This is a genomic window from Anaerococcus hydrogenalis, from assembly GCF_002871895.1.
Classification (GTDB): domain Bacteria; phylum Bacillota; class Clostridia; order Tissierellales; family Peptoniphilaceae; genus Anaerococcus; species Anaerococcus hydrogenalis.
The window spans coordinates 302,276-316,322 of the sequence record NZ_PNHP01000003.1 but is presented as its reverse complement, the minus strand read 5'-3'; the positions used below and the strand labels follow the sequence as shown (position 1 = coordinate 316,322).

At 29.5% G+C, this 14,047-nt stretch carries 11 protein-coding genes, 1 pseudogene and 1 riboswitch; of the genes and pseudogenes, 10 read left to right on the top strand and 2 right to left on the bottom strand.

Features of this window, described 5'->3' with window-relative positions:
- Positions 1–873: pseudogene (locus CJ192_RS06230) on the top strand (IS110 family RNA-guided transposase); the annotation flags it as partial.
- A gap of 483 nt (positions 874–1,356) precedes the next feature.
- On the opposite strand, the gene CJ192_RS06225 reads toward CJ192_RS06230, so the two are convergent.
- Positions 1,357–2,595, bottom strand: coding sequence for an aminopeptidase (locus CJ192_RS06225; protein WP_102198161.1), 1,239 nt, complete (start codon positions 2,593–2,595; stop codon positions 1,357–1,359).
- A 69-nt stretch (positions 2,596–2,664) separates the two neighbouring features.
- Here CJ192_RS06225 and pepF point away from each other — a divergent pair, with 69 nt between their 5' ends.
- From pepF to CJ192_RS06210, 3 genes are all read left to right on the top strand, one after another.
- Positions 2,665–4,464 (top strand): oligoendopeptidase F, encoded by a 1,800-nt coding sequence (pepF, locus tag CJ192_RS06220; protein ID WP_102198160.1) that lies wholly within the window; start codon positions 2,665–2,667, stop codon positions 4,462–4,464.
- A 110-nt stretch (positions 4,465–4,574) separates the two neighbouring features.
- Positions 4,575–5,615, top strand: coding sequence for a hypothetical protein (locus CJ192_RS06215; protein ID WP_102198159.1), 1,041 nt, complete (start codon positions 4,575–4,577; stop codon positions 5,613–5,615).
- Between the two features lie 522 nt (positions 5,616–6,137).
- Positions 6,138–6,815 carry a CPBP family intramembrane glutamic endopeptidase gene (locus CJ192_RS06210; RefSeq protein ID WP_102198158.1) on the top strand — a complete coding sequence of 226 codons (678 nt, stop codon included), beginning with the start codon at positions 6,138–6,140 and terminating at the stop codon, positions 6,813–6,815.
- Between the two features lie 32 nt (positions 6,816–6,847).
- Here the strand turns inward: CJ192_RS06210 and CJ192_RS06205 are convergent, their stop codons facing one another.
- The gene (locus tag CJ192_RS06205; protein WP_102198157.1) at positions 6,848–8,848 is read right to left on the bottom strand and encodes a hypothetical protein; all 2,001 of its coding nucleotides are present in this window, start codon (positions 8,846–8,848) and stop codon (positions 6,848–6,850) included.
- 316 nt (positions 8,849–9,164) lie between these two features.
- On the opposite strand from CJ192_RS06205, the gene CJ192_RS06200 reads away from it, so the two are divergent.
- The 6 genes from CJ192_RS06200 (at position 9,165) to tsaD (ending at position 13,897) form a co-directional block, all read left to right on the top strand.
- Positions 9,165–9,830, top strand: coding sequence for a winged helix-turn-helix domain-containing protein (locus CJ192_RS06200; RefSeq protein WP_004816271.1), 666 nt, complete (start codon positions 9,165–9,167; stop codon positions 9,828–9,830).
- 53 nt (positions 9,831–9,883) lie between these two features.
- Positions 9,884–9,996, top strand: a riboswitch (FMN riboswitch).
- A gap of 65 nt (positions 9,997–10,061) precedes the next feature.
- Positions 10,062–10,658, top strand: coding sequence for an ECF transporter S component (locus tag CJ192_RS06195; RefSeq protein ID WP_102198156.1), 597 nt, complete (start codon positions 10,062–10,064; stop codon positions 10,656–10,658).
- A gap of 700 nt (positions 10,659–11,358) precedes the next feature.
- Positions 11,359–11,778 carry a tRNA (adenosine(37)-N6)-threonylcarbamoyltransferase complex ATPase subunit type 1 TsaE gene (tsaE, locus tag CJ192_RS06190; protein ID WP_102198155.1) on the top strand — a complete coding sequence of 140 codons (420 nt, stop codon included), beginning with the start codon at positions 11,359–11,361 and terminating at the stop codon, positions 11,776–11,778.
- Between the two features lie 13 nt (positions 11,779–11,791).
- Positions 11,792–12,460, top strand: a complete 669-nt coding sequence (gene tsaB, locus CJ192_RS06185) for a tRNA (adenosine(37)-N6)-threonylcarbamoyltransferase complex dimerization subunit type 1 TsaB (RefSeq protein ID WP_102198154.1) — start codon at positions 11,792–11,794, stop codon at positions 12,458–12,460.
- The gene (rimI, locus tag CJ192_RS06180) at positions 12,453–12,890 is read left to right on the top strand and encodes a ribosomal protein S18-alanine N-acetyltransferase (protein ID WP_102198153.1); all 438 of its coding nucleotides are present in this window, start codon (positions 12,453–12,455) and stop codon (positions 12,888–12,890) included. The genes tsaB and rimI overlap by 8 nt, the downstream gene beginning before the upstream one ends.
- Positions 12,887–13,897, top strand: a complete 1,011-nt coding sequence (tsaD, locus tag CJ192_RS06175; RefSeq protein ID WP_102198152.1) for a tRNA (adenosine(37)-N6)-threonylcarbamoyltransferase complex transferase subunit TsaD — start codon at positions 12,887–12,889, stop codon at positions 13,895–13,897. The genes rimI and tsaD overlap by 4 nt, the downstream gene beginning before the upstream one ends.
- The last annotated feature ends 150 nt before the right edge of the window (positions 13,898–14,047 follow it).

The window sequence follows — 14,047 nt, the reverse complement described above, 5'->3', positions numbered from 1 at the left end:
TGATTCTGTTGATTCTTTTGTTATTGCTCAAATTCTTAGGTTCGGTGAGTTTTCTGTTTCTCATTTTTCTGATGAGGATACTTTTGCTTTAAGAAATCTTTCTAGGTTCAGGTTTGCTCTTGTTGATGAAGCTTCTGATTGGAAGAGAAAGCTTGTTTGTATTTTAGATCAGGTTTTCCCTGAGTATTCTTCGCTTTTTTCTAATATTTATGGTGTGGCTTCTAAGGAGCTTTTGAGTAAGTATCCTTTGCCTGAGGATATGATTTCTATTCCTGCTGATGAGCTTGCTAAGATGTTGTCTAAGTGTAGTAAGGGTCGCTTTGGTATTGATAAGGCTAAAGAAATTCAAGAGAAGGCTTCTAATTCTTTTGGTGTTAAGTTTGCTTTAAAGTCTTTTTCTTTTCAAATTAAACAGATTATTGCTCAAATTTCTTTTCTTGAAGATCAGATAGCTGATATTGAAGATGAAATTTCTTCTATGATTAATTCTTTATGCCCTGTTATTACTTCTATCACTGGTATTGGTGATGTCTTAGCGCTGCTATTTTCTCAGAAATCGGTGATGTTTCACGATTTGAGAGAGCTAATCAGTTAGTTGCTTATGCTGGTTTAGATGTTGCTGTTAAGCAATCTGGAAATTTTAATGCTACCGATACTAAGATTTCTAAACGTGGTTCTCCTTATCTTAGACGTGCTATTTGGCTTGCTGCTAGTGTTGCTGCCTTTAAAGATCCTGCTCTGTCTGTGTATTATCAAAAACTTAGACAAAGGGGTAAAGCTCATGGTACAGCTATTGGTGCAGTTGCTAGAAAACTTACTAACATTATTTTTGCTGTTTTGAGGGATAACAAAGCTTACATACCTAATATTTAATTGTTATTTAGTTTTCTAAGCCTAATTTTTAGGCTTGTTTGACGTGCCATAAATTACAAGATTAATTATTTTCTATTTTCTCTTGACATTTGATAGCTGGTCTGATTAGGTTAGATAAAAACTAATCAGGAGGAATTTTTATAACTTATATTTTTAAAATAGATTATTATTTTTTACTTATTTATAAAATTTTAATATAAAATTCAAAACGAAGTCAAACCCATCTCGAGCAGATAAACAACCGTCGGTTTCGGTTGTTTATCCCGATTTATCGTATGAAATGAGTCGAGAGATCTCTTCATTAATTTTGGATTTTGATTTATTCTTACATTGAGATTTCTATGATTGAAATTTATGTTAAGCTTAAATAATCTATGAGATCTCTCGACTCGGCTCGAGATGGGTTAATAAGATATTAAAATAATATCTAAAGAATTTATTTTATTTAATTTTTCACTATAAATTAGATCACTTAAAAAATTTTTACGCCCAATTTCCATCAACAAATACGTCAAATTCTTCCCCGTCTTTGTAGGCTTTTATTGATAAATCTTTTGCTCCTACCATAAAATCTTCGTGGATTAGGGAATCATTTAAGCCGATTTTGTGAAGGTCTTTATCTTCAACTTCTGTTCCACCTTTTACTGTTGTTGGGTAGGCCTTTCCAAGGGCGAAATGGCAGGATGCGTTTTCGTCAAATAGTGTGTTAAAAAACAAAATATTTGATTTTGAAATTGGAGATTCGTAAGGAACTAGGGCGATTTCTCCTAAATATTTTGCATTTTCATCTGATTCTAGCATTTCTTTTAGGGTATCATAGCCTTCTTCTGCTTTAAAATCTACAACTTTTCCATTTTCAAATGTAAATTCGAAATTGTTTATTATTACGCCATTATAAACAAGAGGTTTTACAGCAACTAGTCTTCCGTCAACTCCGTCAAATTGAGGTGAAGTAAAAACTTCTTCTGTTGGGATATTTGGCAAAAATAAATCGCCTTTTTCATTTTTTGATGAAGCTGACATCCAAATGTGATTTTTTGGCAATTTAACCCTCAAATCTGTTCCATTTTTTGATTTGTAATGAACCTCGTCAAATTGGTGAGAATTTAAAAATTCTGCCTTTTCATTTAATAAGTTTATATGGTCATTCCAATTTTTTTTGGTTTTTTCCCAATCTTCATCAACACGGCTCACGTCAAAAATTACTTCCCATAATTTATCTACTGCCTTTTCTTCATCAAGGTCTGGGAAAATTTTCTTTGCCCATTTTTTTGTTGGGTAGGCAATCACAAGCCATGAAACCATATCGTTCATGGTATATTTTACAAAATCTTTTAATTTCAAAGAATTTTCCCTAACAGCTTCTGCTATCTTTTTTTGGTCCAAATCTTTTAATAAGTCTGGGTCATCGCCAATTATTGAAATCCTATTTGATCTATGTTTTTCTAGTTGGTAGATATTTTTTTCAATAATATAATCAGGAACTTCGTTTAAAGTTTCTTGGTCCTCGTAGGTATATTTTAATTTTGTAAGCTCTTCATCTTTCCAATTAATACTTACAAGTCTTGCACCCTTCTCATAGGAATATTTTGCAATTAGTCTTGCAAGAGCTGGATCATCCAAGGATGAATTTATCAAAACATCTTCATTTTTTTGTACATTTACACCAAATTCAACTGCAAGTTTGGCATAATTTTCTAATTTATTTTTGTTTACTGTCATATTTCCCTCCGTTTTTTTCATTATACTATATTGTGATGGTATAATAAAATGTAGAAATGGAGGGAAAATATGGTAAAAAGAAACGAAGTTGATATAAAAGAAACATGGAGATTGGAAGATTTATTTGAAAGTGATGAGAAATTTTATGAAGAACTTGATAAAACAATAAAGGCAAGTGAAAATTTCAAAAAAACTTACAGTAAAATAGATTCTTCTGATAAATTATATAAGGCCTTAAAAGATTTGTCAGAAATTTATGGGGCCATGCATAGGCTTGGATCCTTTGCGGGAATTTCTACAGAAGTTGATGCCAACGATCCACACCCACAAAAAAGATATGCAAATTTTGGGTCAAAGGCAAGCGGTATCTATGCAAATTTAACTTTTTTTGATGGACTTTTGACAAAAATTGATGAAAAAATCATAAATGAAGTGAGAAAAAATCACAAAGATTATGATTATTTTCTAAAAAGAGCCTTGGAGAAAAAAGACCATATTTTGGACGATGCAGCAGAAGAAGTTATCTCAAAATTAGGACCAACTTTTGATGCACCTTACGGCGAATATGCGTCCTTACGTTATGGAGATATAAAAGTTGATGATATTAAAATTGATGGAAAGGAAATTCCTTTAAATCACAATACTTTTGAAGAATATTACGAAAGTGATAAAGATACAAAAATTAGAAGAGAAGCTTTCAAAAATTATCATAAGGCACTTGCTCGCTACGAATCAGGAAATGGGGCAATTTATAATACCCACATAAATAATGAAAAAATTCTCGCAAATTTAAGGGGATATGACTCAGTAATTGATATGCTTTTATCCTACCAAGATATTACAAGAGAAATTTACGATAATCATATCAATACAATCATGGAAAAACTTCCAAAACATATGAGAAAATATGCAAATATTTTGAAAAAAGTATATAAACTTGACCAAATGACCTATGCTGATTTAAAACTTTCAATTGATTCAGGTTTTTCAAAAGAAATTGAAATCGATCAGGCAAGAGATTATATAGTTGATGGCCTAAAAGTTTTGGGAGATGATTATGTAGAAATGCTCAAAAAAGCCTTCAGCGATAGGTGGATTGATTATGCGCAAAACGAGGGGAAAAGAACCGGAGCATTTTGCGATACACCTTACGGCTGCCATTCCTATATAATGACAACTTATAACAAGGACATGAGCCAAGTAATGACCCTTGCTCACGAATTGGGCCACGCTGGACATTTTGAAAATACAAATAAAAATCAAGATGCACTAAACACAGACGTTTCCATGTATTTTGTAGAAAGTCCATCAACAGCAAACGAAATAACTATGGAAAGATATTTACTAAAAAATGCCAAGGATGATAGGGAAAAATTGTGGGTACTTGATACAATGATTTCAAAAACCTACTACCACAATTTTGTAACCCATTTTCTAGAAGCAGCTTTCCAAAGAGAAGTTTATGAGAGAATAGACAAGGGAGAAAGCCTCACAGCAGGAGATTTCAAAGAAATTTTTAATAAAAAATTAAAAGAGTTTTGGGGAGATGATGTAAAACTTGTAGAAGGATCCGATTTGACTTGGATGCGCCAACCACATTATTACATGGGACTTTACCCATACACTTATTCAGCAGGACTTACGATAGGAACAAAAGTTTCTGAAAAAATAATAAATGGAGATGAAAAAGACATCAAAAATTGGAGAGAAGTTTTAACCCTAGGCTCAACTCTAAGCCCAATGGACCTTGCCAAAAAAGCTGGAGTAGATATGACAAATACAAAAGCCTTAGAAGAAACTATTGAATTTATAGGTCAAATAATTGACCAAATAGATGAGCTTTGTGAAAAGCTTGGGCTTTATGAATAAAAAATAGTAAAAACAAAAAAGTATCAAAAAACCAAAAGGAAGGAGCCAATCCTTCCTTTTTTTGTTGATTTTTGGGGTAGGAATAGAGTAAGAAAAAATGGAGGGATATTATGGGAAATAAAGACATAAATGATATTTTAAATGATAGTTTAACAAATTTTTCAGAGACTAAGCTTGATAAGAGAAATCCTTATAAAAAAATAAATTTAGAAGAAGTTTTCGATGAATTTTTTGAAAGCTTAGAAAAAAATGATTCTAATTTTTCTTGGGTAGACAAGCTAAATAGAATAGATAAAAATAAAAATGCAGAAGATAAGGATAAGGTTGCTAATATTCATTATGGCTTACCTTCTCATGTTCATGGAAATTACAAAGATGGCTCTATATATTTATGTTTATTTAATCCAAATGTTATAGGTATAACGGATAATAATTTGATTTATAAAAGTGAATCTTCAAAAAAGGAAAGTGCTAAAATATGCAGCTTAGAAGATTACTATACAAAACCACCACTATTAGAAGAAAAAAAAGATCCTATATATGATGAATTTTGGAGAATTATCAATTCTTATAAAGAATGGAAAAATGATGATAAAAAAAGAAAAATTAATATAGAAAAACTTAAAAATTTAATAATAAGTGATGAATCTACCTTAACAAAAGAATTGAAAAATCCTGAATTAGGTACATATTATATTGATAATTATTTTGATAAATTAATTAATAAATGTGCAAATAAATTAGAAGATACGGATAAAATTGTAAATATGGAATTGTGTCCATTTAGATCTAAAAACGCTAGCACAATAAGTAATGATATTCTAAAGTCAGAAGTAGGCTTATTTGCTTGTTATATCATATGGTATCGAATAGGAAAATATAAAAATAATAAGAATTCCAATAAACCTATCTTTATATTTAGAAGCTATAGCAATTGGGAAAAAAGATTAATCTATTCTTTATATGAATTAAACAATAAGAAGATAACACAGGAAGCCATTGGAGAATATATGACAACAATTAGAAATGAGTTTTTCTATCATTTTCCAAATCAAAGTGGAATGATAAGTTCAAAAAATTTAAGAAAATTTGTGAGTGAAGAAGAATTTGATCATTTAAAGAAAAATATAAAAAAGTCTGAAAATAAGTAAAATTTAAGGATTTAGCAATTAAATAAGATAAAAACAACCCCATCTCGAGTGGATAAACAACCGTTGATTCGGTTGTTTATCCCGATTTATCGTATGAAACGAGTCGAGAGATCTCATAAATTTAGCAAATCTAGAGAATATGCAATAATTTCTAATAAACTTCAATGGAGAAGTAAATTACTAGCGAAAATAATAAAGAGATCTCTCGACTGGGCTCGAGATGGGTTAATTTTTTGACTTAATTGTTTACTTCGAATGATTTTTAAAAATCTACAAGAAATTACTAAAAAAATATTAATTTTATGTTAGTTAAACATTATTAAATCATATAATAAAAAAAGAATTTACAATTTCTAAAAATTAAAATTTAACTTTAGCAGCTAAATAATAGCAGCATAAACCCATCTCGAGCGAAGTCGAGAGATCTCATTTATTATCTTAATCTTTAAATATAGCATATATTTAAAAAAAATCTTATCTTTTGGGTAAAAATATAAAAATGTTAAATTCGAAAGGAGTTTTATGAAGTATTTATCTAAAAGATTTACAGGAAAATATGGATTTTTTAAATTTATATTTTTACTTTTATTAATGTTTTTGGGACCTGTTCCTGCAAGTTATAGTATTTTAATTAGGGGAGTGGATAAGTCTGTTTTGTATATAATGACAGGGGCTTACCTTCTTGTAGCTTTTTTGTTTTTCCTAATTTTTTATAGGAGATTTAAATTTTCAGGTGGGTTTTTCCAAAATTTAATGATTCTTGTAGTCTCTATTCTTGCAATTTATGGACTTTCATTTTTGCTTGATTTAATTTTTGGATCAAATTTAACAAATCCTCAAAATCAAGAAACTATAGAGTCAATGTTGAGATTAAATTTTTCACCTGCCCTTATAGCTTATATAGTTTTTTTGGGACCCTTAGTTGAAGAGTACACTTTTAGGGAATATTTGCCTGGAGTTTTTAGGAAAATTTTTAAAAGACGTGACCAGGATGTGAAGGATATAATTACCCTTATTATGGCAAATATTTTGTTTTCTCTTGCTCACATGCCTACTGATATTTATAGCTTTTTGGTTTATTTTTCAATAGGTTTTGTCCTTGTATTGGTGAGATTTTTTACTAATAATTTAAAATTATCAGGCCTTGTTCATATTTTTTGGAATCTTTTATCAACTTTAATTTTATATTTTGCCCTATAAAAAAATCCCAAGTTTTAAACTTGGGATCTCTTTTATTCTTTTTTACTATCTACCTTATTAAATCCGTCATATTTTATCTTGTTTATAGCATCAGCCTCGTCAAGGTCTGAATAAGGGGAATGGATATTGTAATTTACAGCCCCATTATTTTCACTAATATCATCTACTTGATAAACTATAACAGTTTCTTTAGGCTCTAATTTTTCAACTTCATTATCATCATCGTCATAAGATTTGGATACTTTGTCATAAGTTACCTTATAAATATAGGCAAGTTGAAATTTATGACTTTTACCATTTTTGTCAACTCCATTATTAGAAATGGCATCTTTTGGTACCTTGTTTTCAAAAATTCCCACAAGTTCCATTTTAAGATTTTTTGTTTTGGTTGAAAATCCACTTCCATCAGAAATATATTGGTCAGAAATTTTCTTTTGAATAGCTCCTTCAAATTTATCTTTTGTATCTTGGCTAAGGTCCTTGTAAGAGTTTAAAAATTTATCCAAACCCTTAACCTTAAATTTCTTTTCGATTTTGTCATCGCTAAAGGAAACTTTGTATGGAGGAAGAGCAGTGTATTCAACAGTTGCAGTAACCACATCACCGTTTTTGATATTTTTTTCTTTGTCCAAAGTAATTTTTTGTGTGTAAGCTTCTTCTATATCTTTTTGTAAATATTTATTCTTAAATTGACTTAAGACTGGAGCGGCAGTAGTTGAGGCAGATGCCTTGGCATAGCCACTATATCCTTCAACATTAAATTTAAGATCAACAGCTGAAGTATCAAATTCAGCATCAGGTTTCAAAGCAAAAAATATTGATTTTGCAGCAAAAAACAAAATTATAGCTGCCAAAACTCCAAGACCAATAAAGACGTATTTCTTTTGATCTTTAGAAAGACTTATGCTAGATTCCCCATTTGGATTAGTAGACTTTTTAAAGTCATCAGACTTGTTTATTTTTTCGGTCTTCTTAAAATTATTATCTACATTTTCATTATCATCATGGGATAAATCTTCATTTTGAGAGTCAAAATTTATTTTTTCATGATCAAAATCTTTTTTTTCATCTTGAATATTTTTATCCCCATCATGCTCATCAGAATAATTTTTCTTAAAACCAGAAGAAAAATCATAGGCCCCGTGCCTAATTTCTCCACTATTAGAAGGTTTTTTCTCTTTTTTATCAAAAGATTCATTTAAAATATCATCCCTATTTAAAACACGAGTTTTATCAAAATCTTGGTCAGGATTTACCTTATTTTCAGAAAAATCTTCCTTCTTATCCTTAACTTCATTATCGGAATCTTCTTCTCTTAATTTCTTACTCAAGCCTTCACTAGCATTTGCCAAAGTTCTCTTTGCTTCTTTGTAAGAACCTTTAAAAGATTCTTTAACAGCTTCCAAATCCACATCATCTACATTTTCATATTTTTTCTTAGTAAGAGCCATTACTAAAAAATAAATAGAAGCTATGAAAGAAATTATAGCTAAAACAAGAAGAACACCAGCAAATTTTGCCCTTCCAGGACTAAAAGTAAAAATCAAATTTTGTATTTGCAAGCCAAGATTTTCAAACTTTTCTTCAATTCCACTCAAGGCATCAAAATTAGGATTCATAAAATTGATTCCCTTGAGAGTAGATTTAGCTAAATTTAAAAAGCTAACTAAAGGATGAATCAAAATATATGAAATAAGCATTAATCCACAAGATGCAGCAGAAAAAACATATTCATAAAGATTAGCCTTAAAAATAAAAATAGCCACAAGTAGCAAAATAAGATTTATAAAAAATAAAAATTTAATAAAGCCCAAATAGGAAATCATATCTTTAAAATTATTAATATATTTAAAGAAACCAAATCCCAAACTTTCTATAAATCCTTCAATATTATCGCCTGCAAGCTGTAAAGATTGGTATAAATCCGATAAAGATTTAACTTTAGCTAAAAACAAAGCAATTAAAATAACCAAAATACCTTGAATAGCAATTTGACCAATATAAAGAGCAAGCTTTCCCTGTTTCTTAGTCATAATTTTCTCCTTTTAAAAAATATTTTTTTAAAAATTATTCACATAATTTATACATAATATTATATCATAATCTGATAAAAATTTCTGGTATTTTTGTAGGAAAATATTTTAACAAAGTAAATGGAAAAATTAAAAATACAGGTCTTATTGTAAAATAATTTTATAAAATCTAAAAATAAAAAGTTATTTTTATCATTGGTAAATCAATAAAATATTTGAATAAAATTTCTTGCTATTGAATAGGTTTTTCTATATAATAGAAATGAGTGAGTTTATCACAACTTAAGGTGATAATATTTAAAAGTAAGGAGAAGTTATGAAAATAGCATCTATGGAATATAAAAATGGAATCTCTAACTTGCTCAACTCTAAATTTGATGAAAACGAAGTTGTTGTCAAAAAATATGAAAATTTTGAGGATATAATCCTAGAAGATGACCTGTCGGAATTTGATTTGATTTTGGTGGATATGACCCATACAAGGTGCATTGAACTTATCCAATACATAAAACAAACAACAAATATTCCAGTAATCTATCTTACAGATAGGTACAAAAAAAGTCCTTACGAGGCAAAAATTGACGATAAAGATTTTGTAATTCATTCTTATTCAAGGGATGAATTTGTTAAATTTACCCTAAAAAAAGTCGAAGAGATTAACAATTCCAAAATTATTTCCTTTGGATTTTGCTCAATTGAAGTAGACAATGGTATTTTTAGGATAGGAAATGACATATTAAACCTTACAAAATCAGAGATAAGTCTTTGCACTATCCTTATCAAAAAAATGAACAGGCCTGTTTCAAAAGAAATTATTGTAAAAGAAATGGCAAAAATGGGAATTGAAACAACAGATAGATCAGTTAGAGAACATGTTAGAAAAATCCGAAAAGAATTTAAAAAAGTAAAATTAGAACCAATAAAAACCATAAGGGGCCAAGGCTATTCTTGGGTTATGGAATCTTGTGATGTTGGGAAATAAAGTCAGCCTAGGCTGGCTTTTCTTGTTGAAAAAATATTTTTATGCTATTATATAAATATCTTCAGGGTGAGGTTAGATTCCTAACCGGCGGTAAAGTCCGCGAGTTTTTACTGAATGGGTGTAATTCCCATACCGACAGTTATAGTCTGGATGAGAGAAGATATTCTTTTTATGAGAAATTATTTAATCCCTGAAAGGGCATTTTTTTATGCCAAAATTTAGGAGGATATTATGAGTCATGATCAAAAAAAATTAAGAAATTTAGTAAAAGTTGGAATACTTTCAGCAATGAGTTTTATTTTAATGTTTGTACAATTTCCAATACCAGTTGCCCCACCCTTTATGAAAGTTGACCTTGCTGATGTACCAGCCCTTATCGGTGGATTTTCAATGGGACCTGTTTATGGAGTTTTGATCCAATTAATTAAAAATGTATTAAACCTAACAAAAACTTCAACAGGAGGAGTTGGAGAAATTTCTAACTTTATAGTTGGGGGATTATTCGTATTTATTTCAGCAAGCATTTATAAAAAAAATAAAACAAAGAAAAATGCAACCATAGCCATGGTTTGTGGTGTACTTGTTATGACACTTGCTGCAACATTTTCAAATGCCTTTGTAATTTTCCCCTTATACGGAAAGGCAATGGGAGTAGATATGAGTGCCTTTGTAGCAATGGCACATAAAACAAATGCATTGGTAAATTCATACTTTACCATGATGTTATTTGCAATAGTTCCATTTAATTTAATAAAGGGATTTCTTGAAGTTTTGGTAACAAAATTATTATACAAACACGTTTCTTCAATCTTACATGATAGAAGATAAAATTTTAAATTAAAACAGACTTTATGGTCTGTTTTTTTGATGTAATTTAAAATAAAGACAAATTATAAGCAGAATATAATAAGGAGATCTCTCCATGCGCTCCACTTCGTTGCGTTTAGTCGAGATGGGTAATTTTCTTATATGTGTAATAGCTAAAGTAGAATTTTTTAATAGATTTATTAAATATATTTAGAATAAATTGATATAGTATAAGTAAAATCAAAGAAATAGATTTTAAGAATAGGGATTAAGATAAAGAAAATTCTTTAGTAGTAAAATAAGAAAAACATAAACCCATCTCGAGCCTAGTCGAGAGATCTCATGCATTAAGTAAATCTATAAAAAAAGTATATATTAAAATAAAAACTTAGAAATTACAAGGAAAAAGTAAATTATAAGCAGAATATAATAAGAGATCTATCCATGCATTCCACTTCGTTAACACTAAAACATGTTTGCGTAGCAAATGAGTTTTAGTGTCGAGAGATCTCTGTATTAAATTTATCTCAAAATAAAATTTAAGCTTTAGCCAAAACAATAAAAGAGTTTTATTTATATAAACCACTTTCTTATCTCCAATCGATACAGGCAATTTTATTTAACAAATTTAATTGGAATTTTTTTATTTTAGCTTATAATATATTTTACAAAATGCCTTAAAATTAAACTTTTGTAGTATAATATATGATAAGGAGTTTTTATGATAATTAATTCTTTAAAAGAAATGGAAGATTTCGCTTTTGATTTTTCTAAAAAATTGAAAAAAGGCCAAGTCATAAATCTTATTGGTGATATGGGTAGTGGAAAGACAACATTTGTTTCATATATTTGTAAATATTTTGGAATTTCTAATACTTCATCGCCTACTTTTGCTATTGTAAATATTTATGATGGTAAAAAGCAAGGGGAAGATTTCCCAATATATCATCTAGACCTCTACAGGTTCGAAGATCCTGATGAGATTTTGGATATAGATTTTGAAACATATTTTTACCCGGAAAATGCCATCACATTTTTGGAATGGGCTGATAAGGTCGAGGATTATCTTCCGGATGATATGATTGAAGTAAATATAGAAAAGATAGACGAGAACACTAGGGATATTAGTGTTAAATTTTAGTTAGGAGATTTTAATGAGAGTTTTAGCTATTGATACATCTACCATGATTTCTACTGTAAGTATTTGCGAAGATGAAAAAATCATTGGGGATTTTAATGTAAATCAAGAAAAAACTCATTCTGAATCGCTTGTTCCAATGGTTGAATCTTTGTTAAAACTTTTGGGATTAAAGCTTTCTGATATTGATATTTTTGCAATTAGCCAAGGGCCAGGATCTTTTACAGGTCTTAGGATTGGAATGACAATTGCAAAGACCTTTGCCCAAGTTGATAATAAAAAACTTATTCCAGTTTCAACTTTAAAGGCTCTTGCCTTAAATTCTTCATCAAATACAGCAAAAGCTGCTATGCTTGATGCTAGGGGAAAAAGAGTCTATGGGGTAATGTATGATGAAAATATGAATGAAATTGTAAAGGAAGATTTATATAATATTGATGAATTTTCAAAACTTTGCAATGAAAAAAATATAGATTTTGATTTGGTTTCAGAAGTTAGTGAAAAATATGAGGATAAATTTGATAGGGCAAGAATTTTAGATTTTTCTTACAGGTCATGTATAGGTAAAAATTTATGCAAACTTGCACTTGAAAAAAAGGATGAAGATTTTGATCTTTACAAGCTTGTTCCAAATTATTTGAGAAAATCACAAGCGGAAAGGGACAGAGAAAAGAAAAATGATTAGAACAATGACCGTCGATGATACAGACAAGGTTTATAGGATTGAAACTAGCTCATTTTTTAGGCCCATGTCAAAAAAAGACCTTGTAAGTGATATTGAAAAAAATAAGCACAAGAGACATTTTGTTTATGAAAAAAACGGAGAAACTGTAGGCTTTTACATAATTTCAAAAATTTTGGATGAGGTAGAAATCTATACAATTGCAGTTGATGAATTATATAGGGGCCAAAAAATCGCCTCAAATATGCTAGAGCATTTGATAAATTTTTCGAAAGAGATGAAAGTTTCAAAAATTTGGCTAGAAGTTTCTACCAAAAATATGCCGGCTATTAATTTGTATGAAAAATTTGGCTTTGAAAAAATAAGACTTAGAAAAAATTATTATAGCCTAACAAATGAAGATGCTTTTATAATGTTAAAGGAATTGATATGAAAGATTTTTATACTATGGGAATTGAGACATCTTGCGATGATTCCTCAGTTTCTATTTTAAAAAATGATAGGGAAGTTTTAGTAAATTTGATATCATCACAAATTGATATACATAAAATGTTTGGAGGAGTTGTACCAGAAATTGCCTCAAGAAAACACCTTGAAGCAATAAATCCTCTAATAGAAAAAGCTTTGAATGATTGTAACTTAAAATACCAAGATATTGATTTGATTTCTGTAACCAAGGGGCCAGGACTTATTGGTTCTCTTTTGGTAGGAATCTCTGCAGCAAAGGCCCTTTCTTTGGCAGCAGATATTCCAATGATTGGAACAAACCACATGCAAGGTCATATTTGTGCAAATTATTTGTCAAATAAAGAGCTTGAACCACCATTTATATCTTTGGTTGTAAGTGGAGGTCATACTTATCTGGTAAAGGTAAATGGCTACACAGATTATGAGATAATCGGAACAACAAGAGATGATGCTGCGGGCGAATCTTACGATAAAATTGCAAGAAGCATAGGGCTTGGCTATCCTGGTGGACCAAAAATTGATAAACTTGCAAAAGAAGGAAATAAAGATGCAATAGATTTTCCAAGAATTATGCTTGAAAAAGATTCTTATGATTTTTCATTTTCTGGCCTTAAAACCTCAGTTTTAAATTATATTAATAAGCAAAATCAAAAAAATATAGAGATTAATAAGGCAGATTTGGCAGCAAGCTTCCAAGAAGCAGTTGTGGATGTCTTGGTAGAAAAATCTATGAGATTAATCGATGAATCTGGCCTAAAAACTTTGGCAGTTTCTGGAGGAGTTGCAGCAAATTCTAGATTAAAAGAAAGATTAAAAGAAGAATGTGACAAAAGAGGGGTCAAATTCTATAATCCAGATATAATTTTGTGCACAGACAATGCGGCTATGATTGCTATGGCAGGATATTTAAATTATAAGGATGGAAAAAGGTCAGATAATTATTTGAAAGTTTATCCGAATTTAGGACTTTAAATTAATATAATTTGATATAATAGACTTATGAGTAGAGAAAATATAAAAATTAAAAATTACAACAAAAAAAATAAAATATCCTACTTTCTTTACTTTTTGTCTGCAATAATTGTATTTGCTTTTGGCATATATTTTATAGAAAGTTTGGAG